22 protein-coding genes are annotated in these 25,896 nt (G+C 65.4%); 5 read left to right on the forward strand and 17 right to left on the reverse strand.

The window, feature by feature from the left end; all coding sequences use genetic code 11:
• Window positions 1–14 precede the first annotated feature (14 nt).
• From AC1ECK_RS14970 to hrpA, 4 genes are all read right to left on the reverse strand, one after another.
• Window positions 15–854 carry a competence/damage-inducible protein A gene (locus AC1ECK_RS14970; RefSeq protein WP_480320373.1) on the reverse strand — a complete coding sequence of 280 codons (840 nt, stop codon included), beginning with the start codon at window positions 852–854 and terminating at the stop codon, window positions 15–17.
• A 19-nt stretch (window positions 855–873) separates the two neighbouring features.
• A complete protein-coding gene (locus tag AC1ECK_RS14975; protein ID WP_480320375.1) occupies window positions 874–1,707 on the reverse strand; it encodes an EI24 domain-containing protein in 834 nt (277 codons plus the stop codon).
• Window positions 1,708–1,908: 201 nt separating this feature from the next.
• Window positions 1,909–2,928, reverse strand: a complete 1,020-nt coding sequence (locus tag AC1ECK_RS14980) for a YVTN family beta-propeller repeat protein (protein ID WP_480320377.1) — start codon at window positions 2,926–2,928, stop codon at window positions 1,909–1,911.
• Between the two features lie 92 nt (window positions 2,929–3,020).
• Window positions 3,021–7,367, reverse strand: a complete 4,347-nt coding sequence (gene hrpA / locus AC1ECK_RS14985; protein ID WP_480320379.1) for an ATP-dependent RNA helicase HrpA — start codon at window positions 7,365–7,367, stop codon at window positions 3,021–3,023.
• A 23-nt stretch (window positions 7,368–7,390) separates the two neighbouring features.
• On the opposite strand from hrpA, the gene argA reads away from it, so the two are divergent.
• From argA to proP, 3 genes are all read left to right on the forward strand, one after another.
• Window positions 7,391–8,779 carry an amino-acid N-acetyltransferase gene (argA, locus tag AC1ECK_RS14990; protein ID WP_480320381.1) on the forward strand — a complete coding sequence of 463 codons (1,389 nt, stop codon included), beginning with the start codon at window positions 7,391–7,393 and terminating at the stop codon, window positions 8,777–8,779.
• A gap of 67 nt (window positions 8,780–8,846) precedes the next feature.
• Window positions 8,847–9,122 carry an oxidative damage protection protein gene (locus AC1ECK_RS14995; protein ID WP_042301091.1) on the forward strand — a complete coding sequence of 92 codons (276 nt, stop codon included), beginning with the start codon at window positions 8,847–8,849 and terminating at the stop codon, window positions 9,120–9,122.
• A gap of 635 nt (window positions 9,123–9,757) precedes the next feature.
• On the forward strand, window positions 9,758–11,260 hold the full coding sequence (gene proP, locus AC1ECK_RS15000; protein WP_480320383.1) for a glycine betaine/L-proline transporter ProP: 1,503 nt from the start codon (window positions 9,758–9,760) through the stop codon (window positions 11,258–11,260).
• 192 nt (window positions 11,261–11,452) lie between these two features.
• Here proP and AC1ECK_RS15005 read toward each other — a convergent pair whose 3' ends face one another.
• The 8 genes from AC1ECK_RS15005 to AC1ECK_RS15040 form a co-directional block, all read right to left on the reverse strand.
• Window positions 11,453–11,932: a metallophosphoesterase family protein gene (locus AC1ECK_RS15005; RefSeq protein WP_480320385.1), complete on the reverse strand. Its 480-nt coding sequence runs from the start codon at window positions 11,930–11,932 to the stop codon at window positions 11,453–11,455.
• Window positions 11,933–12,084: 152 nt separating this feature from the next.
• Window positions 12,085–12,456 carry a cupin domain-containing protein gene (locus tag AC1ECK_RS15010; RefSeq protein WP_480320387.1) on the reverse strand — a complete coding sequence of 124 codons (372 nt, stop codon included), beginning with the start codon at window positions 12,454–12,456 and terminating at the stop codon, window positions 12,085–12,087.
• A gap of 87 nt (window positions 12,457–12,543) precedes the next feature.
• Complete coding sequence (locus tag AC1ECK_RS15015; protein ID WP_480320389.1) at window positions 12,544–13,938, reverse strand: FAD-containing oxidoreductase; 1,395 nt, start codon at window positions 13,936–13,938, stop codon at window positions 12,544–12,546.
• A 91-nt stretch (window positions 13,939–14,029) separates the two neighbouring features.
• The gene (locus AC1ECK_RS15020) at window positions 14,030–14,218 is read right to left on the reverse strand and encodes a hypothetical protein (RefSeq protein WP_090685668.1); all 189 of its coding nucleotides are present in this window, start codon (window positions 14,216–14,218) and stop codon (window positions 14,030–14,032) included.
• Window positions 14,219–14,492: 274 nt separating this feature from the next.
• Window positions 14,493–15,107, reverse strand: a complete 615-nt coding sequence (locus tag AC1ECK_RS15025; protein ID WP_480320391.1) for a glutathione S-transferase family protein — start codon at window positions 15,105–15,107, stop codon at window positions 14,493–14,495.
• A 71-nt stretch (window positions 15,108–15,178) separates the two neighbouring features.
• Window positions 15,179–17,524, reverse strand: a complete 2,346-nt coding sequence (locus AC1ECK_RS15030) for a putative bifunctional diguanylate cyclase/phosphodiesterase (RefSeq protein WP_480320393.1) — start codon at window positions 17,522–17,524, stop codon at window positions 15,179–15,181.
• Window positions 17,525–17,660: 136 nt separating this feature from the next.
• Window positions 17,661–18,647 (reverse strand): 2,3,4,5-tetrahydropyridine-2,6-dicarboxylate N-succinyltransferase, encoded by a 987-nt coding sequence (gene dapD, locus AC1ECK_RS15035; protein ID WP_480320395.1) that lies wholly within the window; start codon window positions 18,645–18,647, stop codon window positions 17,661–17,663.
• Between the two features lie 235 nt (window positions 18,648–18,882).
• Window positions 18,883–19,452, reverse strand: coding sequence for an SH3 domain-containing protein (locus AC1ECK_RS15040; protein ID WP_480320397.1), 570 nt, complete (start codon window positions 19,450–19,452; stop codon window positions 18,883–18,885).
• Window positions 19,453–19,680: 228 nt separating this feature from the next.
• Between AC1ECK_RS15040 and AC1ECK_RS15045 the strand changes: the two genes are divergently transcribed.
• On the forward strand, window positions 19,681–20,421 hold the full coding sequence (locus AC1ECK_RS15045; RefSeq protein WP_480320399.1) for a lysozyme inhibitor LprI family protein: 741 nt from the start codon (window positions 19,681–19,683) through the stop codon (window positions 20,419–20,421).
• Window positions 20,422–20,440: 19 nt separating this feature from the next.
• Here AC1ECK_RS15045 and AC1ECK_RS15050 read toward each other — a convergent pair whose 3' ends face one another.
• On the reverse strand, window positions 20,441–20,647 hold the full coding sequence (locus AC1ECK_RS15050; protein WP_480320401.1) for a hypothetical protein: 207 nt from the start codon (window positions 20,645–20,647) through the stop codon (window positions 20,441–20,443).
• 155 nt (window positions 20,648–20,802) lie between these two features.
• Here AC1ECK_RS15050 and AC1ECK_RS15055 point away from each other — a divergent pair, with 155 nt between their 5' ends.
• A complete protein-coding gene (locus tag AC1ECK_RS15055; protein WP_480320403.1) occupies window positions 20,803–21,537 on the forward strand; it encodes a hypothetical protein in 735 nt (244 codons plus the stop codon).
• An 11-nt stretch (window positions 21,538–21,548) separates the two neighbouring features.
• Here the strand turns inward: AC1ECK_RS15055 and AC1ECK_RS15060 are convergent, their stop codons facing one another.
• From AC1ECK_RS15060 to AC1ECK_RS15075, 4 genes are all read right to left on the reverse strand, one after another.
• A complete protein-coding gene (locus AC1ECK_RS15060; RefSeq protein WP_480320405.1) occupies window positions 21,549–22,160 on the reverse strand; it encodes a PqiC family protein in 612 nt (203 codons plus the stop codon).
• Complete coding sequence (locus AC1ECK_RS15065) at window positions 22,157–23,779, reverse strand: PqiB family protein (protein WP_480320407.1); 1,623 nt, start codon at window positions 23,777–23,779, stop codon at window positions 22,157–22,159. The genes AC1ECK_RS15060 and AC1ECK_RS15065 overlap by 4 nt, the downstream gene beginning before the upstream one ends.
• The gene (locus tag AC1ECK_RS15070; protein WP_480320409.1) at window positions 23,772–25,049 is read right to left on the reverse strand and encodes a paraquat-inducible protein A; all 1,278 of its coding nucleotides are present in this window, start codon (window positions 25,047–25,049) and stop codon (window positions 23,772–23,774) included. The genes AC1ECK_RS15065 and AC1ECK_RS15070 overlap by 8 nt, the downstream gene beginning before the upstream one ends.
• A 106-nt stretch (window positions 25,050–25,155) precedes the next feature.
• On the reverse strand, window positions 25,156–25,818 hold the full coding sequence (locus AC1ECK_RS15075; protein WP_480320411.1) for a DUF3313 domain-containing protein: 663 nt from the start codon (window positions 25,816–25,818) through the stop codon (window positions 25,156–25,158).
• Window positions 25,819–25,896 lie beyond the last annotated feature (78 nt).

Here is a 25,896-nt window from a genome sequence, read left to right on the forward strand (position 1 = left end):
TGACACGACGATGATCAGGTGCGCGGCTTGCCCGCTGCCACCGCTGCCGCTTCCGGCTCGACGATATCGCCGCCCAGCAGATGCACGCCCTCGCGCAGCTTCACAAACGCTGCAGCGACCGCTTCGGGCTCGCCCTTCACACCCAGATCGATATGGCGCCGCGCATAAATGCCGCCGCGCTCCGCGTCGCCGACGCTCGGCAAGCTGAACACCCGCACGCTGGGGAAATCGCGCTCGATCTTTTCCATCAGCGGCGTGAGCGTCGATTCCGGCAGCTCGAAAACCAGCAGGGACTTCTCCGCGTGCGGCATGGCGTGATGCAGATGCGCATACTTCGTGTCCAGCACCCATTCGATCATCGGCCAGGCCATCACCGGAAAGCCGGGCACGAAATGATGGTCGGCCACCGAAAAGCCCGGAATCTTGTTGTAGCCGTTCGGAATGATCGAGGCGCCGCGCGGGAACGTGCCCATGTTGAGCCGGTGACGGTTCTCCGGCGATTCGAGGTCGGGCGGCGTGGCCGAACTGGCCGGATGCATGTCGCGAATCCGCTCGCGAATCAGTTCGGCCGCCTCGGGATGCAATTCGAGCGGCACGCCGAGCGCGGCGGCCGCGCACTGCCGCGTGTGGTCGTCCGGCGTGGCGCCGATGCCCCCCGTCGAGAACACGATGTCGCCCGAGGCGAAGCTGCGGCGCAGCGTGGCAGTGATGCGCTCGGGCTCGTCGCCGATGTACTCGGCCCAGCCGAGCGACAGGCCGCGCGCGCTCAGCAGTTCGATGACCTTCGGAAGGTGTTTGTCGACCCGTCTGCCCGACAGGATTTCGTCGCCGATGATGATGACGCCAAATGCCATTGCGGCCTCTCGATTGAATTCAGTAGGGAACCACCGGCGCCGCCTGACGGGCGCCTTGCTCTTCCGCACGCATGCGCTGCAGCGCGCGCAGACAGTAATAGCCGAACCACAGCGCAGAAAAGACGAGGATGAACGCATAGATCCAGATCGTCACCGCCGTGATAACGGGGAACAGCACGATCAGCCAGACCGACGACGCCCATAGCAGCGTGGGCAGCGAACTGAGCAGACCGCTCGCCACCCCGATCGCCAGCAACGGCAGACGATAACGCCGCACCAGCGCGCGCCGCTCGTCGCGGCTTGCGTGCAACGCAAGTGCGTCGTAGGTCATCACGCGGTAGGTGAGCCAGCCCCACAGCAGCGGCGGAATCAGCGCGAAGAACGGTGGAATCAGCCACAGCGGCAAGGTGACGATCAGCAGCACGAGACAGACCAGCGTGGTCCACAGCGCCTGCCCGAGACTACCGTACCACGTCCCGCCGCGCCGCATCTCCAGACTGGCGAACTGCCGCGCGGACAAATGGCGGATCACGCCCGGCATCGACAGCAGCGCGATCAGCAGCAGGATCGTCACCACGATCAGCGGAATGACCATCGCGATCACGATGAATGGCGCGAGCACCGAATGCAGCGCCGCAAAGCCGAGCCAGTCGAACAGGTGGTACACCGTGTTGGTGAACGACCAGCCCTCGAGCCACGTGCGCGTGGCGCCGATCAGCGTCTGCCAGGAAAACCACAGAGTCACGCCCCAAACGACCGTTGCCGCAACAAACGGCAGGAAGGTCAGCCAGAGCATGCGCGGGTGGAGCGCGCTTGCCAGCGCGCGTCCGAACGAGCGCAACAGATCATTCATGCGAGTCAGTGCGAGTGAACGAAACGATGGGACACCGGAAAGCGGCGAAAGATTCAGCCAAACCGTGCACTAAATCTGGACAGGATAAACCACGAGACGCGCCGCCGGTAGCGCCGGCGACGGGAGCGGAAACAAAAGTGTCGAAATGCGGCGTCGAGCTGCGGTGGCTTCGCCAGCCGCCGCACGCCGCCTGCTTAAGGCTTACGCGCCGTTGGGCGCCGTCACCGGTGCGCGATTGTAGAAATAGATGCCGTGCGGCGAGCGGCCGACCGCGATGGTCTGGATCAGCTTGTGTGTAGTCAGATCGATGATGCCCACGTGCTTCGCAAAGCGGAAGGTCACCCACAGATAGCGCTTGTCGGCGGAGAGCTCCATGTCGTCCGGCCCCGCCATCAGGCCGGTGATGTCGCCGACATTGGTCAGCGATTCTTCGTCGATAATGCTGATGGTGCTGGCGACGCGATTGGACACCGCGACGTGCTTGCCGTCGGCGAGCGAACGGAAGTTGTGTGCGCCGTTGCCGGTCTGGATTGTCTTCACGACCTTCTGGTTGCGCCAGTCGACCACGGCGACGTAATCCGCACCGGTCATGCCGATGAGCAGATATTTGTCGCCTGGCGTCATCCACAGGCCGGCTGGCACCTTGCCCACCTTCATCTTCCACTTGACCTGCTGGGTGGCGAGATCGATTGCGGCCAGCTCGCCCGAAACCTGCAGCGTGACGAACACGGTTTTGCTGTCGTTCGAGAACGCCATGTGGCTCGGCATCACCGCCAGCGGCAGACGCTTCGCGAGCGTCATGTCGTGCCCGTCGTAGTGGTAGATGTCGAGGCGGTCGAGCCGCAAGCCCGTCGTGACGACCCACTTGTTGTCAGGGGAAAAGCCGATCTGATAGGGATCTTCGATGTTCTCGACCCAGCGCTGTACCTTGCCGGTTTTCGGATCGACGAACATCAGGTTGTTGGAGACGGAATTGGCGACGATGAGCGAGCTGTTGTCCGGCGTCGCCATCAGGTGATGCGGCTCCTTGCCGGTCGGCACGGTGCCGACCACCTGATGCGTGGCTTCGTCGATCAGGCTGAGCGTGGCCTCGCCGGAGTTGAGCACGATCACGTTGTTGGCCTCGGCGAACGGCGAGAACAGACCGGTGGCGGCGGCCAGCGCCGTGCCTGCAGCGAACCCGGCGCTCAGGCCCAGGCCGCGAAGAGAAAATTTGCGCATGAAAGCTCACTTCAGAGAAGAGCGGGCATTGTAGCCCGTTCGTAAGCATGCGCGGTTGATGCAGGTTCCGGTTGGCGGCGACGAAATCCCCCTCACCGCTGCATCGATTCCCACACTTTGTAGAGCCGCTTCACCGATACCGGCATCGGCGTGCGTAATTCCTGCGCGAACAGCGAAATACGCAACTCCTCCAGCAGCCAGCGGAATTCCGACAGCCGCGCATCCATCACGCCGCCACGCTGCGCGAGCGCACGCTGATAGTTCTGCAGCAACGGATGAAACTCGGCAAACTGCCGGGCGTCGCGGGCCGCGTCGGCCTTCAGCTTGTCGACGCGCAGCACGATCCCCTTCAGGTAGCGCGGAAAGTGCGCAAGCTGCGCATACGGCGTATCGATCACGAAGCGTTTGCCGATCAGCGCGTCGAGCTGGTTCTGCAGGTCCGCATGGGCCGCCGCAAACGGCTTCGCCTGCACCAGCTTCTTCGTCACGCTCGCGTACTCGCTGAGAATTTGTCCTACGAGGCGGGCAATTTCCTGAGCGAGCAAGGTCAGGCGGCTGCGTCCCTCGTCGCGGCGCGTGTGGAACGCAACGTCGTCGGCCGGCAGCGGATCCTGCAGGCAGGCGCGATCGAGCGCGGTATCGATCAACTGGTCGCGCAACTCCTCCTGGGTGCCGCGCGGCATGAACTGCATCGCCATCTCGCGCAGGCCCGGGAGGTTCTTCTCGAGATACTTGATCGGCTCCTTCAACTGCAGCGCGAACAGCCGGCGCAGCCCCGCGCGATGGATGCGCGCGGCTTCGTCCGGCGAATCGAACACCTCGACATCGCAATGCGTGCCGCGATCCACCAGCGCCGGATAGCCGAACAAGGTCTGCCCGCCGCGGCGGATTTCCAGCAACTCGGGAAGCTTGCCGAAATTCCAGGTCGTCAGGTTCTCGTAGAGCGCCGTCGTTGCGGGCGCGTTAGCCGCGGCGGTCTGTGGGACCGCTACGCCGCCACCCTGCCCGCGTGCGGCACGGCCAGCGCCGGCCTCGCCTGACGCGGCTCCTCTGCCACCAGGCTGGCCGGGCAGGTTGCCGCCCTGCCCGGCGGCCTGCGCCGTCGCGTTGTCGTTACCCGCCCCGGCGAGCGCCACACCCGCCGCCCCTGAGGCGATCTTCTGAAAATGCTGCTGCGCCTGGCCGCCCAGTTCCGCGCGCAGTTGCGCGAGATTGCGCCCCATCGCGAGCTGCCGGCCGTGCTCGTCCACGACCTTGAAGTTCATGAACAGATGCGCGGGCAAGGTCTCGAGCTTGAAGTCGGACTGCTTCATCGCCACCTGGGTCTGCTCGCGGATATCGGCGATTAGCGCCTCCAGCAAGCCACCCGCGCCGAAACGCGGAGCGCCGTGGCGATCCACGAAGCCCGCCGCATATTCCGGCAACGGCACGCAATGCCGGCGCAGCTTCTGCGGCAAGGACTTCAGCAGCAGTTGCGCCTTCTCCTTCAGCATCCCCGGCACGAGCCATTCGCAGCGCCGCGCATCCACCTGGTTCAGTGCGTAGAGCGGCACCGCGAGCGTCACGCCGTCGCGCGGCGAACCCGGTTCGAAGTGATAGGTCAGCGCCATCTCGACGCCGGACATCGTCATGCGCTTCGGAAACAGGTCCGTCGTCACGCCGGCGGCCTCGTGGCGCATCAGATCGTCGCGCGACAGGTACAGCAAGCGCAGCTTGTCTTCCGGCTGGCCGCTCTTCTTCACTTCGTCGCGGTACCAGCGTTCGAACGATGCACCCGTATAAATGCCCGGCGGCAGCGCCTGATCGTAGAACGCGTAAATCAGCTCGTCGTCGACCAGCACGTCCTGGCGGCGCGATTTGTGTTCGAGCTGCTCGATATCGGCGAGCAGTTTGCGGTTGTGCGCGAAGAAAGCGAGCCGGGTGTCGAACTCGCCCTCCACCAGCGCGCCGCGAATGAACAGCTCGCGCGCCCGTGCCGGGTCCTGCTTGCCGAAACTCACGCGCCGCCGGTGATAGATCGGCAGACCATACAGCACGGCCCGTTCGTACGCCGACACCTGCGCCGCGCGCTTTTCCCAATGTGGCTCGGAGAGCGACTTCTTCAGCAAATGCGCGCCGATCCGTTCGATCCACTCCGGCTCGATCTTCGCGATACAGCGCGCGTAGAGCCGGCTCGTCTCCACCAGCTCGGCGGCCATGACCCAGCGCCCGGCTTTCTTGACGAGCGCCGAGCCCGGCCACAGGTAGAACTTGATGGTGCGTGCGCCGAGGTAGTAAGGCTCATCGTCGGCCTTCAGGCCGATATTGCCGAGCAGGCCCGTCAGGAGCGCGAGGTGAATCTGCTCGAAGGTCGCCTCGGCTTCGTTGAGCCGCCAACCGTGTTCGCGCACCACCGTCAACAGTTGCGAATGCACGTCGCGCCATTCGCGCAAACGCAGATGCGAGAGGAAATTGGCGCGGCACGCGTCGGCGAGCTGCTTATTGGACTTCTTGTGTTCGACCGCTTCCTCGAACCACGTCCAGATCTTCAGCCATTGCAGGAATTCGGAGCGCTCGTCGGCAAAGCGCCGGTGCGCCTGATCGGCCTGCTCCTGCGCTTCGATCGGCCGGTCGCGCGGATCCTGCACCGACAGCGCGCTGGCGATGATCAGCACTTCGCGCAGCGCCTGCTGATCGCGCGCGGCGAGAATCATCCGGCCCACGCGCGGATCGAGCGGCAGACGCGCGAGTTCGCGGCCGAGCGGCGTCAGTTCGTTGTCGTCGTCGACGGCGCCGAGTTCGTTCAGCAGTTGATAGCCGTCGGCAATCGCACGGCCCGGCGGCGCTTCGATGAACGGGAAGGTTTCGATTGCGCTCAGGTGCAGCGACTTCATCCGCAGAATCACGGAGGCCAGCGACGAGCGCAGAATCTCCGGATCGGTGAAGCGCACGCGCGCCTGGAAATCCGTTTCTTCATACAGACGGATGCACACGCCGTCGGCTACCCGGCCGCAACGCCCGGCGCGCTGATTGGCGGCGGCCTGCGAGATCGACTCCACCTGCAACTGCTCGACCTTGTTGCGGTACGAGTAGCGCTTGACGCGCGCGAGGCCCGTATCGACCACGTAGCGAATGCCCGGCACCGTCAGCGAGGTTTCCGCGACGTTAGTCGCCAGCACGATGCGCCGCGCATTAGAGGCACGGAACACGCGCTCCTGCTCCGCCGCCGAGAGGCGCGCGAACAGCGGCAGAATTTCCGTATGCGGCGGATGGTGCTTGCGCAGCGCTTCCGCGGCATCGCGAATCTCGCGCTCGCCGGGCAGGAACACCAGCACGTCGCCGGGGCCTTCGCGGCACAGTTCGTCCACCGCGTCGACGATCGCGTCCATCAGGTCGCGATCGGTCTCGCGCTGCGTTTTAGGGCGCTCGCGCGCCGACGAGGACGAGGCACCTTCGGCCGACTTCACCGCGGGACTGTCCTGCTCCACCGGACGATAGCGCACCTCGACCGGGTAGAGCCGCCCGCTCACCTCGATGACCGGAGCGGGTTTGTCAACGCTGCCGAAGTGGCGCGCGAAACGGTCCGCATCGATGGTCGCCGAGGTCACGATCAGTTTCAGATCGGGGCGTTTGGGCAAGATCTCGCGCAGATAGCCGAGCAGAAAATCGATGTTCAGGCTGCGCTCGTGCGCTTCGTCGATGATCAGCGTGTCGTAGGCCTTGAGCAGCGGATCGGTCTGCGTCTCGGCGAGCAGAATGCCGTCCGTCATCAGCTTGACCGAGGCGCCCGGCGAGAGATTGTCGGTAAAGCGCACCTTGTAGCCGACCACTTCGCCGAACGGCGTACCGAGCTCTTCGGCGATGCGCCGGCCTGTCGCTGACGCCGCGATCCGGCGCGGCTGCGTGTGGCCGATCAGGCCCGAGCCGCCCGCGCCCAGCCCGCGTCCGAGCGCCAGACAGATTTTCGGCAACTGGGTGGTCTTGCCCGAGCCGGTCTCGCCGCAGACGATCACCACCTGGTTTGCCGCAATCGCCCGCGCGATTTCCTCGCGGCGCCCCGAGACCGGCAGCGCTTCGGGGAAGGTGATCGGCGGAACCGGATTCGCTTCGACCGTGCGCGCGGGACGGGGTGGGCGCGGTTCGCGCGGCTCACGTCCGGCGTCGGCGCGGCGCGGCTGGGACGGCTCGGATGACTGCGACTGCCGCTGCGGCTTCTGCGGCTGCGATTGCGGCCTCTGCGACTGCGCGGCCTTCTGTGACGGCCTCACGTCGGCGCCAGGCGCGCGCCCGGCATCGCCGCCTTCGGGCGCCTGTTTTGCCGCTCGCGGCGGCTGCTGCGCGCCGCCGCCAGGGCGCGCGCGGCGCTCCGCCTCGCCGCGGGACGCACGCGATGGCTCTGATCCGGCGTCGGGCGCCGTTTTCTCGTTCGCCGGAGCGGGACTTTTGGGTACATTCGACATGGGGGCGCATTATAATCCCGGGCATGAATTCCCAAACCGACCTCGTCCCCACGCCCGAGAGCGCTCCGGCCACGTCCGGCGCTACGGAATCCGATTCGCAACACGCGCAATTCGTCGACTGGATGCGCTCGGTTGCCCCCTATATCCACGCGTTCCGCAACAAGACGTTCGTCGTCGGGTTCGGCGGTGAGGTGGTGCATCAGGGGCTGCTGAACGCGCTGGTGTCCGACATCGCGCTGTTGCAGGCCATGGGCATCCAGATCGTGCTGGTCCACGGCTCGCGGCCGCAGGTCGAAGAACAGATGAGCCTGCACGGCGTGGAGTCCGAGTTTTCGCACGGCATGCGCATTACCGATGCGCGCGCGCTCGAATCCGCGAAAGAAGCGGCGGGCGAAGTGCGTCTGGACATCGAGGCGGCCATCAGCCAGGGCTTGCCGAATACGCCGATGGCGCACGCGCACATCAGCGTGGTGTCGGGCAACTTCGTGACGGCGCGGCCGGTCGGCATTCTGGACGGGGTCGATTTCGCCCACACCGGCGTGGTGCGCAAGATCGACGCGGATTCGATCCGCCATTCGCTCGCCAGCCGCAAGCTGGTGCTGCTCTCGCCGCTCGGCTTCTCGCCCACCGGCGAGGCGTTCAATCTGTCCATGGAAGACGTGGCTTCGGCCGCGGCCATCGCGCTGCGCGCCGACAAGATCGTGTTCCTGACCGAAACGCCGGGCCTGATGGAAAACGGCGAAGACGGCCCCGAACTGATGCGCGAACTGTCGCTCGACGACGCGTACAAGCTGCATGAGAGCGGTGAAGTCACCGGCGACGCCGGCTTCTATCTGAAGCACTGCATCCGCGCCTGCCGCGGCGGCGTGGCGCGGGCGCACATCATCCCCTACGCGCTCGACGGCAGCCTGCTGCTGGAACTGTTCCTGCACGATGGCGTGGGCACGATGATCTCGTACGAGAACCTCGAAAGCCTGCGCGAAGCGACGCCGGACGACGTCGGCGGCATTCTCGCGCTGATCGAGCCGCTCGAAACGGACGGCACGCTGGTGCGGCGCGGCCGCCACCAGATCGAACGCGACATCGACCATTTCTCGGTGATCGAGCACGATGGCGTGCTGTTCGGCTGCGCGGCGCTGTACCCGTACACCCAGGAGCGCATCGGCGAAATGGCGTGCCTCACGGTCGCCCCCGAAGCGCAAGGCACCGGCGACGGCGAGCGGCTCCTCAAGCGCATCGAGCAGCGCGCGCGGGCACGCGGTCTCACGCGTATTTTCGTGCTGACGACGCGCACCGAACACTGGTTCCTCAAACGCGGCTTTGTGAAGGCAACGGTCGACGACCTGCCGGAAGATCGCCGCCGCCTCTATAACTGGCAGCGCAAATCGCTCGTGCTGATGAAACAGCTCTGAGCGGCCGCATCTGACGCGACTGCCCTATAACGCCACAGCCCCACATCGATTACAGGAGAAGCACAGCATGGCTCGTATGGTTCAATGCGCGAAGCTCGGCAAGGAAGCCGAAGGCCTCGATTTCCCGCCGCTGCCGGGCGAACTCGGCAAGCGGATCTACGAAAGCATTTCGAAGGAAGCGTGGCAGGCGTGGCTCAAGCAGCAAACCATGCTGATCAATGAAAACCGCCTGAACATGGCCGATCCGCGCGCCCGCCAGTACCTGATGAAGCAGACCGAGAAGTTCTTCTTCGGCGAAGGCGCCGATCAGGCGTCGGGCTACGTGCCGCCGACCCAGGGTTGAGCCACGCCCGCGAGGGCTGCAAACCGGCAGTTCAACCGACGAAAAATCCGCGCCGCGAGCGCGGATTTTTTTCGTCCTGTCCGGCGTCGGCAGCCCGCTTTTAAGCCCTCGTTTCAAATTTTCGGATTCCGCCAGATCCCCCGCCATGCAAGGGATTGAGCGACTCCAGAGGCCCTCGGCCGGTCGCCCGGTTTGCACGATCCTCCGTCATCGTGCTACCATGTGCACCGTTCCAACAGCAATTCACCATCATTCGCGTTCAATTCACCATGCGCCCGCCACGTGCTGCGCATCGCGTTTTGAGCAGTTTTTATACAAGAAGGCTTGTCGGTCACGTCGCGGAGTTATCGCGGTCATCACCGGCCTTTTTCGTGCCAAGCCTTTCACCGGCGTGCAGGCGGTTTTCAACTGCCACAGCGTCCTCATGCATCTGCCCCCCTTCCACGGCCACGCAGATGCACACAATCAGCAGCACCTGATCAGTGCAATTCCGCGAATGCGCGCAAGCGGGCGGTTCAGGCACGGCGTTTGGCTTTTTCGTGCAAGCCTGCCCACGTCATCGCCGCCTCGCCTACGCCCGGTTCGCGAAACTGCACTTCCCCAGCACCCGTGGCGGAACATTCATGCGCGTTTTCATGAGTTTCGTCGCAGTCATTGGAGTTTTCACCTTGACCGCTTCCAGCAACGGCTTCTGGCGACACCACCAACAAGAACAACGCCTCACCCTCGACGACATCACGGTTGTCGACAAATCCCTCCTCAAACGCGCAGTCGGCGCCATGGCGCTCGGCAATGCGATGGAATGGTTCGACTTCGGCGTGTACAGCTACATCGCCGTCACGCTCGGCCAGGTGTTCTTCCCGTCGAGCAATCCGTCGGCGCAGTTGATCGCCACGTTCGGCACGTTCGCGGCGGCGTTCCTCGTGCGTCCGCTCGGCGGCATGGTGTTCGGGCCGCTTGGCGACCGCATCGGCCGGCAGCGCGTGCTGGCGATGACCATGATCATGATGGCCGTCGGCACCTTCGCGATCGGCCTGATTCCGAGCTATGGCTCGATCGGCATCTTCGCGCCCATTCTGCTGCTCGTCGCGCGTCTGGTGCAGGGCTTCTCTACCGGCGGCGAATACGGCGGCGCGGCGACGTTTATCGCCGAGTTCTCGACCGACAAGCGCCGCGGCTTCATGGGCAGCTTCCTCGAATTCGGCACGCTGTTCGGCTATGTGCTCGGCGCCGGCACGGTGGCGTTGCTGACGGCTGCGCTGTCGCACGATGCGCTGCTGTCGTGGGGCTGGCGCGTGCCGTTCCTGATCGCCGGGCCGCTGGGTCTGGTGGGCCTGTACATCCGTCTCAAGCTCGAAGAAACGCCCGCGTTCAAGAAGCAAGCCGAGGCGTATGAGGCGCAAGACAAGGCGCGGCCGAAGCAACGCTTGCGCGAGCTGATTGCGCAGCAATGGAAGCCGTTGCTGCTGTGCGTCGGCCTCGTGCTGATCTTCAACGTGACCGACTACATGGCGCTGTCGTACCTGCCGAGCTATCTGTCGTCGACGTTGCATTTCGACGAGACGCACGGCCTCTTTCTCGTGCTGCTGGTGATGCTCCTGATGATGCCGATGACGCTGTTCGCCGGGCACCTGTCCGACACGGTCGGCCGCAAGCCGGTGATGCTGTTCGGCTGCATTGGTCTGTTCGCGCTGGCGATTCCGGCGCTGCTGCTGATCCGCACGGGCTCGATGCTGCCGGTGTTCGGCGGCCTGCTGATTCTCGGCGTGCTGCTGTCGTGCTTCACCGGCGTGATGCCGTCGGCGCTGCCGGCGCTCTTCCCTACCAGGATTCGCTACGGTGCGCTCGCGATCGGCTTCAATATCTCGGTGTCGCTGTTCGGCGGCACCACACCGCTCGTCGCGGCCTGGCTCGTCGAGCACACCGGCAATCTGATGATGCCCGCGTACTACCTGATGGGCGCATCGGTGATCGGTATCGTCTCGGTACTCGCCTTGCGCGAAACCGCCCGCAAGCCCTTGCTCGGCTCGGGCCCGTGCGTCGCCACCCGGGCCGAAGCGCACGCCGTGCTGCGCGGCGAGCGCGAAGCCGAAGAGATGGATGAACGTTACGCCGCAGGTTCGACTGCGCGGGCGTAAGCGCAGCGGGCAGCGGCCAGGCGCAAGCGAGAGCGGCCAAAGGCGATCAGGCGCAACCAATCAGCCGCGCGCAAGGAAACGCCGGGCCGCCCCAAGTTTCCCGCCACGGTAGGAAGCCCCCTTTGGGGGATTGCACTCCGCGCCGCACCTGAAACGGGCCGTCCATGCCGCAAGGCATGGACGGCCCGTTTGCTATTCCAGCAACGCGTGCCACGTGGCCGTGGCGCGCGCCCCGTCCACGATCAACATCCCCGCCGACACCGGCAACTTGAAGCGGCGTGGCCCGGCGCTGCCAGGGTTGACGAACAGCACGCCCTCGCGTTCCTCGATCAGCGGCTTGTGCGAATGACCGCTCACGACCACCCCAATCCCCTGCGACTGCGGATCGCCATCCAGATCCGCGATGTCGTGCACGACCCGGATCTTCACCTGCTGTGCGCTCAGCGTGGCGTGCGTCGGCAGCGCACGCGCCCACTCGCCGGTGTCGTTGTTGCCACGCACGGCAGTGACCGGCGCAATCCGTTCGAGCGCGTCGAGCACGGCCTGCTCGCAGATATCGCCCGCGTGAATGATCGCGTCGCAGCCCGCGAGATGCCGCAAGGCTTCGGGCCGCACCAGGTTGTGCGTGTCGGAGATCAGACCGATACGGGTCGGCCGGGAGTGGATCGTCATGATGGCGCGCGTCGGGGAATCGTTGTGCGCCGCACGCTGCGGCGCAGGTAGTGCAGTGTGCCATGCCGCTCGAGCATGTGGAGTACGGTGCGAATCATGTCGCGGTCGCCCTTGAGCGCCTTGCGCAAGGCCGCAATATGCACCTGCAGATTTCAGTCAGGCTGAACCACCGCGGCTAACCTGGGACTGCCGCCGTGCGGCGCGAAGTGCACCGCCAGCCATACCGTCGGCTCGGTGTCATGGGTCCACGCGACCCGGTGCTTGCGATGCGCCTCGATCAGCAGATAGTCGCCCGGCTGCATGACGTGCAGATGGGTGTCGCCGGCGAACTCGAGACTCGCCGCGCCGCTCAGCAGCACGACCCATTCGGCGCGCGGACTGTCGTACCAGAAGCCCGGTGCGCTGGCCTGCCCGGTCGAAACGATGCGCTCGATCAGCGTTCCCTCCTGCTCGAGCAGCGTATCGAAGCGCTCACCTTGCGCCTCGGATGCCAGGATACGAAACAGATTGCCCATACTCGGCATGACGGCTCCCGGAAGCAACGGTAGTCAGCAATGCTCAGCGTTGGCGAGGCGCGTGCGCCAACCCGCAGCGCACTAAAGCCACATGCGCTACTGCAACGGCTTCAGACCGTCCAGCAAGGTCGGCACCAGTTCGCTGATGGTCGGGTGGATGTGCATGGCGTATTGCAGCGTCGGATACGGCGCGCGGGCGGTCATGATGTCGATGAATGTATGAATCGCTTCATCGCCCTCGATGCCGAGAATCGCCGCACCGAGTATCTGTTTGCTGTGCGCGTCCACCAGCACCTTCATGAAGCCATCGGTCTCGCCGCGCTCGCGGGCGCGGCCGACCCGCGTCATCGGCAGCGTCGCGATCAGTGCGGGCCGTCCGGAGGCGCGCACCTCGGTCTCCGAGAGCCCCACCCTTGCGAGCGGCGGATCGACGAACACCGCATACGCCATGATGCGCTGATCGGCACTGCGCGCGCCGCCGTCGAACAGATTCGCCGCGACGATCTGGTAGTCGTCGTAGGAGGTATGCGTGAATGCGCCGCGGCCGTTGATGTCGCCGATCGCCCACACGCCCGGCGCCTGGGTGCGCAGGGCGCCGTCGACCGCGATCATGCCGTGCCGGTCGGTGTCGATACCGGCCGCGGCAAGGCCAAGGTCGTCGGTATTCGGCTGGCGGCCGGTGGCGAACAGCAGGTGCGACGCATCGAGCGCGGCTTCGCCGTCTCCAAACATAATGCGCACGCCCTCGCCGCTGAGCGGCTCGACCCGTTGCGGCTGGGCGCCGAAGCGAAACTCGACGCCTTCGCGCTCCAGTACCGCCTGCAAGGCCTGGGCGAGATCGGCGTCCTCGCGGGCCAGCACGCGCGCGCCGCGCACCAGCACCGTGACCCGGCTGCCGAAGCGGCGAAACACCTGGGCGAATTCGAGCGCAATGTAACTGCCGCCGACAATCACCAGATGCTCGGGCAATTCGCTCAGTTCGAGCAGCGAAGCATTGGTGTAGTAGCGGATCCGTTCGATGCCGGCGAGCGGCGGCACCACGGCACGGGTGCCCGTGTTGAGGAAAATCTCGTCGGCTTCGAGTTGCTCGACGAGCTGGCCGTCATGGCCGCTGATGCTCACCGTGCGCGGGCCGGTGAAGCGCGCATGACCTTGAAACACGGTGAGATTGCGCGTACCGCGCAGCCATTTTTCGACGCCGCTGCGCGACTGGCCGATGATCCGGTCCTTACGCGCCTTCACCTGCGCCAGATCGACCGTCACCGGGCCGGCCACCTGCACGCCGTATGCGGCCGCCTGACGCGCGACATGCGCCGTGCGGGCGCTCGCGACATAGCTCTTGGTGGGGGTGCAGCCGACATTCACGCAGGTGCCGCCGAACGCGGCCCGCTCGATCACGGCGGTCTTGCGGCCGCTCTCGCCAAGTCGCACCGCGAGCGGCGCACCGCCTTGTCCGGTGCCGATCACGACGGCGTCGAAGTGCTGGGGCATGGCAGGTCTCCCGAGGGGCGATGGCGCGGTGCTGCCATCTTACGCCAGCCCTCGCCGGACCATGCCGGAGTCGTATCAGAAGTTCGCTGGTTCAGCCGTGGCAATGATGCGCGCAGATCAGCGCGCGCGAACGCTGCAGCGCCGCCTGGGCGCCCTTCGTGGCCATCATCAGGCCTACCTGGCTCAGGTTGAAGTCCTGTGCCACCATCATCTGCATCAGCGCCACCATCGGCAGGACCACCGAGGGGTGATAAAGCTGTCGTTCGATCAAGTCTCGCATACCTGCTCCCACTGCATCGCGCCGCTTCGGCACGACGCCACTTACGTTTCGATGGTGGGATTCTAGGCATCCGCGCCGCGCGGATAAATAGCGCGAAAGCGAAGGGAGTTGTTGCGGAAAGCGAACAATCGGCAGCACGGCCGGAGCGCCTTGCTGGTGGCGGTGTTGCGGAACATGCGGGGGTCTGTGGCAACGCTTGCGGCAGCCACGGCGACGGCTTGAGCAACGCGCCGTGAGGCCTGCCGGCCCGACAGCCTCCACACGCCGGCAAGGGTTATTCGAGCGGCGCGGCGAGAAACCCGGGCAACGCTTCCGCCCGTTCGGAGAACGCCGCCAACGCCGGATAACGCGCCGGGTCCAGCGCACCAGGCAACATGAACTGCGTGAAGCGCCACGCCACCGCCACCGTAATGTCGGGCTGCATCAGGCGCGCGCCGCACAGCCAGCCTTCATGTCCGGCCAGACGCGTCTCGAGTACGGCGTATGCCTCGTGCATCTGCTTCTGCACGCGCTCGACCCACGGCTCGTACTGCCACTGCTGCGGCCGCAGAGTGCGCTCGTATACCGTCTGCATGGCTTTCTCGGTGGCGGCAAGCGCGAAGCCGATCAGGCTCAGCGCCTGCAGCCGCGCAGCGGGTTCGTCGGGCAACAGACGGCGCTCCGGCGCGACCTTGTGGTCGATGTGATCGAGGATCAGGCTCGAATCGATCAGCATGGTGCCGTCGTCTTCGATGAAGGTCGGCGCCTTGACCACCGGATTGATCTTCGCAAACTCGTCGAAATGGCGAAACACCGACACGCTGCGATGCTCGAAAGGCAGGCCGAGCACGGCCAGCGAAATCGCGACGCGACGCACATAGGGGGAGTCCAGCATGCCGATCAGTTGCATTCGTTGCCTCGTGGTTCGAGATGGAAGGAATGCATGACTCTAGCGCAAAGTGCGCGGCAAACAACGTGGCTCTATCGACTGGTTTGCCGTAGCACCGCCGGCTCCTGCGGGGTCTCATCCGTCTCTGCTCCGATGGAGGACGGTTGCTGCAAGCCGCGTGCATAAGCGCTCGCCGCCACCGGGCGGCTAAACAGATAACCCTGCTGCTTGTCGCAGTCGATCGCGCGCAGGAACGACGCCTGGGCCGCCGTCTCCACCCCTTCCGCGGTGACGTTCATGCCGAGCGAATGCGCCATCGCCACCACCGCCTGGGTAATCGCGATCGAGTCGCGATGATCGGGCAAGCCGGCCACGAACGAGCGGTCGATCTTGAGGTTGTGCAGCGGAAAGCGCTTCAGATACGACAGCGACGAATAGCCGGTGCCGAAGTCGTCGACGGAAATCCGCACGCCCATCCCGCTGAGCGCGCTGAGAATCGGCAGCACGGTGTCGCTGTCGTTCATCAGGAGCCGTTCGGTAATCTCGAGTTCCAGCGCATCGGCGCCGATGCCGTAGCGCGCCAGGCAACGCTCGATACGCTCCACCAGGCCCTCGCTCACCTGGCGCGGCGACAGGTTCACCGCGATCACCAGGTCCGGCGCCAGCGTGCGGCGCCAGTGCGCAATCTGCTCGCAGGCGTGTTCGAGCACCCAGTTGCCGATCGGCACGATCAGCCCGGTATCCTCCGCGACCGGGATGAACTCCACCGGCGAGACGTCGCCCAGTTCGCGGCTGTACCAGCGCAGCAGCGCTTCCGCGCCGACCGTGCGGCCGCGCCGGCTATCGACGATCGGCTGGTAGACGAGACTCAGCTCGCCCGCGGCCAGCGCGCGCCGCAGCAACTGCTCGATGGCAAAGCGCCGCTGCAGATGCCGGTTCAGATCGGCAGTAAAGAACTCGAAGTTGTTGCGGCCGCGCTGCTTGGCCGAGTACATCGCCGAATCGGCATTGCGCATCAGGGTCGGCACGTCCTGGCCGTCCTCCGGAAACAGGCTGATGCCGATCGAGGCCCCCAGGTAGTACTCGTTGCCGGCCACCGCGAACGGGACGGCCACCGCTTCGAGGATCTGACGCGCGAGGGCAATCAGGTCGTCGGTGGTATCGTAGTTGCTCACGACGATCACGAATTCGTCGCCGCCGACCCGCGCGAGCGTGTCCTGCTTGTCCACGCAGGACGCGAGGCGCCGCGCCACGTTGCACAGCAGCGCGTCGCCCGCTTCGTGGCCGGCGGTGTCGTTGACCTTCTTGAAGCCGTCGAGATCGACGAACAGCACCGCGACGCGCGCGAGTTCGGTGGCCAGGCCGGAGGGTTCGAACAGGTCGCGCATCCGGTCGGCGAGATACGCGCGGTTATAGAGGCCCGTGAGCGGGTCGCGCGTGGCGAGATATTTGAGCTGCTGTTGGGCCTTGCGCACCGGGCCGATATCGGTGAACGAGATCAGCAGTGAACCCGGTTCGCGCTCGCCGGATTTCAGGATCGGCACCACGTTCTGGGTGATCCAGACGGTCTCGCCGTCGATCAGTTCGATACCGATCGTCAGACCGAGCAGCGGCTTGCCGCTCGTCAGTACGCGCGCGGTCGGGCGGTCGGCCGCGGTGATCGGCGTGCCGTCCTCGTAAAGCGCCCGGCGCATCACGGTCAGGATGTCCTGGCCAATCAGGTCCGGGCCCGCATGCAGGATGCGCAGCGCACTCGGATTGCACGCCAGCACCACGCCGCTGCGCGATTGCACCAGGATCCCTTCGTTGAGGTGATCGACCACCAGACGGTGATGCTCCTCGCTTTGCTTGAGGCGTTGTGCGATGGCGTCCTGATGCACCGCAAGACCGACACTGTGGCCGATCTCGCGCAGCGTAGCCTCTTCCTCCGGTCCCGGACGGCGCGGCGTGCGATGGTAGACGGCAAACGCGCCGAGCACCCGGCCCGCATCGTTTTCGAACGGGATCGACCAGCACGCGCGCAGGCCGATCGGCAAGGCGAGAGACTTGAAGTCCGCCCACAGCGGATCGGTCTCGATGTCCTCGACCACCACCATCCGGCGCAGATACATCGCCGTGCCGCACGAGCCCACCTGCGGGCCGATGGCGACGCCGTCGAGCGCCTGCGTGTACGACTTCGGCAACGACGGCGCGCCGCCGGGGTGCGCATGCACGCCGTCGGCATCGAGTAGCAGAATCGAACAGCATGCGCCCTCGCCGAGCAGCGCTTCCGCACGGCGGCAAACTTCGTCGAGCAACTCCGGCAGCGGCGTGTTGCGCGTGATCAGCCGCAAGACGCTGCGCTCCGAGGCCAGCAAACGCTCCGCCAGCTCCGTCGGAATGCGGGTGCTGTCAGATGCTGCTCCAACCGTGTCACGTGGTGTCGTCTGGCAAGTCATATCTGAGCTCCCTTACCCGACATCGGCAGGTTTCGACCGGCAGCGCACTGGGGTTTACACCTGGATCGCATGGGTTTATCCACGCTGCGTGGACAGACTGCGCCGGTCGCCCACGCCAGTCGCCCGCGCCGGTTATCTAATTATGCGTATGTAAGTCCGGATTCAGTTCTCCCCAGCTCCTGGTGCGCGAGATCGCCTCCAGCGCACCGCTTTGCGAATTGCGCCGGAACAGCCACCCGGCTTGCCCGCTCAATTGCGCCGCCTTGACGACCGAGCCGTCCGGCAGACGCACACGCGTGCCCGCGGTCACATAGCAGCCGGCCTCGACGACGCAATCGTCGCCAAGCGAGATGCCGATACCTGCGTTGGCGCCCAGCAGGCAGCGCTTGCCCACCGACACCACCTGGGTGCCGCCGCCCGACAGCGTACCCATGATCGACGCGCCGCCGCCGATATCGCTGCGATCGTCGACCACGACCCCGGAGCTGATGCGTCCTTCGACCATCGAGGCGCCGAGCGTGCCCGCGTTGAAATTGCAGAAGCCCTCATGCATGACCGTGGTGCCGGCAGCCAGATAGGCGCCGAGCCTGACGCGATCCACATTGGCGATGCGCACGCCCGCCGGCACCACGTAATCGGTCATGCGCGGAAACTTGTCGATGCTGGTCACTTCGAACGGGATGCGCGCGGCACGCGCCTTCAGGCGCACCTGGGCGACCGACTCCACCGCGCAGGGGCCGAACGAGGTCCACGCCACGTTGGCAAGCAGGCTGAACAGGCCGCTCAGATTTGCCTGATGCGGCTGGATCAACCGGTGACTCAGCAAATGCAGACGCAAATAGACGTCGTGCGCGTCGAGCGGCGGCTCGGCAAGCGAGGCAATCGCCGTGCGCACGCCGACCACCTCGACGCCGCGGCGCTCGTCGGCGCCGGCGCAGTTGGCCGCCGCGTCGCCGAGCGCCCGCAGGACCTCTTCGTGCGACAGACGCAGCGTGCCGCCCGCTTGCGGCGCGTCGGTCAGTTCCGGTTCCGGGAACCAGCTATCGAGAACAGTGCCGTCGGCGGCCAGTGTGGCGAGTCCGACCGCCGTTGCGCCACTTGTCCTGTATTCGCCCAATGCCATCGCGCCTGTCTCCGGTGAGATCAATCTGTGTCACGTCCGCGAATGCGGATCGATGCAAGCCGCGGCATGCGGTTATGCAGCCTCCACGCAGCCCCGGTTGACGGCTCCGGCTCGTGGCCGGACCCGTTCAGTTACCCGGTGGCGGCCGGCCCTGGTTGCCGCCCTGTCCACCGCCGCCACCCGGCCGGCCCCCGCCGCCTGCGGGCGGGCGCCCACCGCCACCGCCCCCACCGCCCTAGCCACCGGGACGCTGGGCGCCAGGCGGCCGCCATCCTGCGCCGGGCGGCTGTCCACCGGGAGGGCGTGCCCCGGCGCCCGGCGGTCTGCCGCCCGGCCCGCCCGGCTGCGGGCGCGGTGGACGGCCGGCGCCGGGGCGCGGCGGCGGAGGCGGAGGCGGCGGATGACGTGCCCAACGCGACTGATTCCGATACCACGGCCGGCCGCGGTAATAGTTGCCCCAGTAAGTGCCTATGGAGAACGTAACGATCGGCAAGCCGATCACGGTGCCGTAGTTCAGCACGGGAACCGGACTGCCTTGATAAGCGTAGTTAAGACGCCCAGCGTAAACCCAGCCGCGCAGATTGGGGGCCGCGACATCGCACCATGTGTAACCGGCGACACACCCCATCACCGTGACCGGCAGGCCACCCGGCAGTTGCGACACGACCGGATAGTCGCGCGCGGGCCCGGCTCGCAGATTCACCGGGCTGTTGGTGACGGCCTGCGCCTGTGCGAAGACCGCGGTGGGCACGAGTAACAGACCGGTCAAGCCTGCATAACAGCACTGCACGAACTGTCTTCGCATTGCGGCCTCCTGGGGTCGGGGCGGTTGTAATTGTTACGGCGAGAGCTAGCGTACCGCATCCCGGTGACCGCCGCAGATCATTGCACGCGAGCCGCTCGCGCGGGAAATCCGCAGCACGCGAAACATCTGGTAAGCAGATCTCAAACTGGTCCTTTTTTTGAGGGCTGCGGGATTCCAACTCAGACGATCATTCAGCGCAAGACTGAACTTCGTTTTGCCGGGACCGCCATGAAGATCTTCCGCACTGCCATTCTCGCCAGCTTGCTGCTCAACCATCCTTCGGTCCATGCGACCAGCTTCGACTGCAACAAGGGCCGCTCGATCCCGGAGCAATTGATCTGCCATCGGGCCGATCTGTCCAGACTCGACGACGAACTCGGCAAGCTATACCGGCAGGCGCGCCGCAGCGTCTCCAATCCCAGGGCGTTCCGCGCCGACAGCGACAGCAAATGGGCGTGGCGCGAAGCGAACTGCGCCGACGAGGCGTGTCTGCGGACGTGGTACAGCGGGCGCATCGAAGAGTTGCAGCGCTTGCTGGCGAGCCTGCAGCAAGGCCAGCCGCCTCAACCGGACGAACCCGCTCAGCCGGCCGTACCGGCGCCGCGTCTGCGCGAGCTGCCGCGCGATCCGGACCGGCGCGCACTCGCCGATGCTCAGTCCGGGGCTCAGCCCGGCGTTCAGCCAGACGCGGGCGCCGCCGCACACGTCGAACACGCCGTCCAAACCGCGGCTGTCCCTGAGGCTGCAACCACTGCTTCCCCCTCTGCGGAACACTTGATCACCTCGCCGTCCGGCCACGCACTGGCCCTGCAATGCACCGCCGCCGAGCCCGGGATCGCATGGCATGACCAGTGCGCAACCGTCCTCAAGCAGGGCACGCGCTGGCAGTATCCGCCCCACAGCGGCGACTGGTTCTGCGGACTGGCTACAGTCGCGCAGTCGCCGGCGGAGCCGGTGGCCGACCAGTAAGCGAAGCGCCGCCGCAAGGCTAACCGGCGCGCGCCATCCCTACCAAGTAACAACCACGCACCGCCACCTCGACGCGCAGGCGCAGGCCGCGCGCGTCGGTCTCGCCACGCTCACCGGCGCCGTCGATCATGCCGTGCGCGAGCGCCAGCACGTCCTGCACGGCCTGCTCGCAGTCGGGCACGGCAGGCGCATGCAGCACACGCCCACGCTTTGCACGAACAGTCAAGCACGGAAGATGCACAAACCAGCCTTGCCGCCGATCCAAACCTTTCCGCTTCTTACCGGTGGCCGAGATGGAGGGAGAATCCACCCCTTACCAGGCATTTGAATTTATTCCCACACCTTACGCTAAAGACTCAACCCGTAAGGAGTGTGTCTATCATGAGTATCCAAAGTCTGAGCGGTGCGCAAACCGGCACCAACCTGCTTTCGGTCGGCGCCACACGCCGCTCGAGCGGCGCTTCGGGGTGCGAAGCGGCGTCTTCGTCCACCTCTTCCTCGTCTTCGTCGACCAGTTCGACCAGCGACAATCCACTGCTCACGGCGCTCGAGGCCGCCCTGTCCGCGCTGGGGATCAGCAGTACGTCGGGCACCTCGTCGACCTCCACCACCACCGGCACCTCGAGTACGGCATCGAGCGCTGCCACCTCGGCGAGCACAACTGCCTCGTCGACCAGCGACGCCACCTCGGCCAGTTCGGTTGCCGCCGCACTCCAGACATTTCTCGGCGCGCTGTTTCAGGCAATGGGCGGGCTTCAGCCGCCGGACAGCACTAGCGCGTCCACGTCCAGCAGCGGCAGCGGTTCGACGACGAGTTCGGTTGCATCGTCCTATGGGGATATCGGTGGCGCGCTGAACGCGCTGGCTCAGCAACTCGGCTCCGATAGCACGACGACCTCGAGCACGACCTCGGGAAGCTCGAGCAGCAGCAGCGATTCGTCTTCATCGTCTTCAGAAGCGTCGACGTTGCAGACCGACTTTCAGTCTCTGCTGAGTTCGCTCGGGGATAGCAATTCGGGGACCTCGTTGCAGTCGTTCGTGCAGACGCTTGCCGATAACCTCAAAGGGCACTCGCATATGCAGACGACCGGGACCCTGGTGTCGACGACGGCCTGAGCGTCTGGGCGTTAGCGTGCAACGGACGTGGCGGCGCGCGCCGCATCGGCAATCTCGCCCGCCACGGTCGCGAGCGCCCGGCTGTATGCCTTGACGAGAGGGTCGTAGCCCGGCCCGCTCACGGCTTCCCGCGCCACCGTGCGGCCGCTGAGCGCCTGCCCGCGCCGCGGCGGCAGCACCGACCAGATCGCAGCCAGCATGACGGTGTCGTGCCCCGGCGAAGCATCGAAGTCCTGAACATCGAGCGAGACCCGGTAAGCGTTGTCGTCCACGCGCTGCGGATAAGTCGAGACAATCGCTCCCGGTATGCGCTGCTGAAGATCCGCTGCAAGGACGCGAGGAATCTGGCTCTTCAAAGGATCGGCCCAACGCGCAAACTCGTCGATGGAGACACGGTTCGCGTCCACCCGCGTGACGATCTGCGCACGATCGACCAGCTCGGGCACCGTGACCGGGCCGATGGCGATCATGAGCGGCGCGCCGGAGGGCATGAGAACGGGCGGCGCCTCAGTAAGCTGAACAGGGGTCAAGGTGTAGAAGCTCGAAGCGGGCGACGTGACGCACCCGCTGCAAAAGCTCAGCAGCATCACGGCCAGGATGAGCAGTGGAAATCGACGCATCATTTGTCCTCGGTCTTGCCACGCAGCAACGCTTCCGGGTGCCGCTCCAGATATTCGGCGAGCGAGCGGAACGAGACGGCCGTCCGTGACAGCTCGCGCATGGTTTCGACCGTGCTTTGCTGCAACGGCGAGTCGCTTTGCAAGGTACGATTGGCCGCGCCGAGCGCTTCGCGCGCCGAGCTCAACGTGGCCTTCGCCTCCGGCGCTATCTCCGTGTTGATGGTGTTGAGCAGCGTGTCGGCGTCGCCGAGCGTCTTGCGCAAGTCGCTGCTGATGCCCTCGAACGGAATCCGGTTCAGCTTGGCGACCAGACTCGCGATGGAGTCCTGCAGGCTCTGCAGGTTGCCCGGCACGGTCGGCAGTTGCGGCGTCGCTTTGCTCCAGTCCACGGCAGCCTTCGGCGCGGCGGGGAAAAAGTCGATCGCGATATACAGTTGTCCGGTCAGCAAACTGGCGGTCCGCAATTGCGCGCGCATTCCTTTGGACACCAGATAGTCGGCAAACGCCTTGCGTTGCGCTTCGATGTTCCTGCTGGCGCCCCAGTCGTCACGCGAGATCAGCCGCTCGGGATAAATACTGACCTCGACCGGGATGCTGAATTGCCGGGTCGCCCGATCGAAGTGCACGGAGATGCCCGATACCTCGCCGATCACGATCCCACGGAAATCGATGGGCGCACCCACGGTCAAGCCGCGCACCGACTCGGTAAAGTTCAGGACATACCTGTCGACGATCGCATCGTGCCGCTTCATGGCCTCGGCACGATCGGCGAAGAGCGGGTATTCGCGGCGCGCCTCGGCTTCCACCGTGCTGGTCGTATCAGGCGGGCTTTCGAATGCCAGACCGCCGATCAGAATCGACATCAGGGATTCGGTGTCGACCTTCACACCGGTCGCATCCAAAGTCACATCGACGCCGCTCGCGTGCCAGAAGCGCGTATCGTTCGTGACGTACTTGTCGTAGGGCGCGTTGACAAACACATGAATCGACATGCCCGCCCCGTTCGGGTCGAGCGCGTAGGAGACGATCTGGCCGACCTGCAGCCGGCGGAAGAATACCGGCGAGCCGATATCGAGCGAGCCGATGGTCGGACTCTTCAGCACGAACTCGCGCCCGGGCGTGCCGGAGGCAAGCGCCGGCGGCGACTCCAGGCCGACGAAGTCGCGGCGCGTCTTCGCCGATGTGCCGGCGTCCATGCCGATATGCGAGCCGGACAGCAGCGTGCCGATACCCGATACGTTACCCCCGGCGATGCGCGGCCGAACCACCCAGAAACGCGTATCGTCGACCAGCATGCTGGCGGCGCTGCGCGACATCTCAGCGCTGGCGATCACGGTCTTGTGATCGTCGGAAAGCACCACGCTTTTGATCGTGCCGATATCGACATTCTTGAACTTGATTCTGGTCTTGCCCGCCTCGATGCCGTCGCCGCTGACAAAACTGATGGTGATGGTGGGGCCTTTTTGCATGATCGACTGCACCGCCAGCCAGCCTGAGATCAGCACCGCGACAAGCGGCACCAGCCAGACAAGCTGGATGCGCCATTTCGACCGGCCGGCGGCAACGGCGGTTGGCAAGGCCAAGGTGTGCGCATCGTTGGTTGTTTCGGCCTGCTTACTCATCCTCCGGCTCCACTGCGTCCCAGATCAGGCGTGGGTCGAACGACAAGGTGGCGAACATGGTCAGCACCACGACTGCGCCGAATGCCATCGCCCCCGGCCCGGCGTCGATGGTGGCCAACGAGCCGAACTTCACGAGTGCAACGAGGATCGTGATGACGTAGATATCGAGCATCGACCAACGGCCGATCAGTTCCATCAACCGATAGATACGCGATCGCTCACGTGGCAGCCGTGCGGAACGCAACTGGGTGCTCCAGGCGAGATACGCCAGGGAAAGGATTTTTAGCATGGGCACGACGATACTGGCGATAAAAACCACGACTGCAAGGGGCCACGCTCCCGAGGTCCACAGATACACGACCCCGCTCAGGATGGTGTCCACCTGTGCGCCGAACAAGGTGCTCGATACCATGACCGGCAGAAGAACGGCGGGAATGTACAGGACCATGGCGGCACACAGGAACGCCCAGGTGCGCGTGAGACTGGCGGGTTTGCGCAGATGCAGCGCGGCCCTGCAACGCGGGCAGCGTGGAGCGCGCCCAGCATGAGTATGTACAGGCAGCGGTGAAAGCAGGCCGCAGTCGTGACACGCGAACAGGCCCGCACGCGCCGCCGTAGCGTTCGTGGTCCCCGAGGACAGCACAAGCGCCATGCCACCCTCCTCCCCCGCGGAATCCACACGCGCCCAGAGGTCACGCGCATTGAACGTTGCCGAGGCCGCGGCAAGCAACACCATCACCGCGCCGAACGCGCCCATCGCGATGCCAGGGACGACCGTCGCGATGTGCTGGAGTTTGACGAGCGCGACCAGCATGCCGACCATCAGCACTTCGATCATGCCCCACGGGGCAATGTGCCGTAACACACGCAGCACGCTCTCGGGCCGGCGGGGCACGCCGCCAAGCTGCAACGGCAATAGCAGATAGATCAGTGCCGCAATGTTCAGCAAAGGCATCAGCAGCGTCGTCACCACGACCAGACCCGCTATCGGCCACATACCGTCGGCATACAGCGCCGAAGCCGCCCCGAACAGCGTGGTTTCGACGAGCGCCTCATTGATCCGAAGCCCGACAACGGGAAAACAGTTGGCCACCAGAAACAGAACGGCAGCCGCCACGGCGAGCGCCAATGCGCGTTCGTGCTTCACCGGCACGCTCCGGTAGAGGACGGCGTGGCAACGTTGGCAACGCGCGGCGCCACCCGCGACGAGCCGCGGCTCCCATTGGAGAAAGTCACACTCGTGACAAGCAATCAGGCTGGTGGCATTCATGTTCGACATCGGTATGCAGGCGCGGCAACCGCTGGCCAATCGGGGCGCCTCGGGGCGCAATCCTCCTGCCCACGTCAGGATGAGTGCCCCGTCACCCCGGATTCGCTTATTTGAATTGCGCAACCAGTGCATCGGCGCCCTTTTCGATCCCGGTCTTCGACGCACTCAACGACCCGAAGCTCGCGCCGATGTTGTATGGATTCGGGTATTGCCTGGTCACGTAAGCGCCGAGCAGCCGGTTGCTGGACGAGTCGTAGATCTCCACCGCGTAGATCACCGAACCGGTGAAGGCGCCTTCCTTGCCGCGCGCGGCCTGAGTCACGTTGTACAGGCCGCCGGCAATATCGAAGCGCGAAAACGTGCTGAGCACGGGGGTGCTCGTTTTCGCGCCCGTCAGGATGAGCTTCAGGCGCAGCGTATCGGGACCGGACTGGCTGGCCGGTTCGAAGCGGGTTCGCAATTTTTCCGCGAACTCGGTTTGCATGTAGCTCGCGAGCGCTGCCTTGTCCGCATCGTGCATATCGCCGAACTGGTTGTCGGCGCCTTGATAGATCGTCACCGGATCGATGAGCAGCTTCGTGTACTTCTGCCACTCGGTCTGCGGTGCGAACCGGTACGGCGTGCGACCGGAGTCGTCCTGAGGATTGGGCCGCAAGTACGGCGCCGAGGCGAGGTCTGAATACGCGACGGGCGTCACGCTGGCGCAACCTATCAGGGCGGTGCAGAGGACCGCCAGCAACAGGTGTTGCGGCTTGATTGACTTGAGCATGTGTTTCTCCAGTTCCGGTTTCGCCCCTGCTCTCTCCCGGAGACCCAGGAACAACAGTTCGTATTGAGGCGCAAGACT

This window comes from Paraburkholderia sp. SSBN10T, from assembly GCF_056619545.1.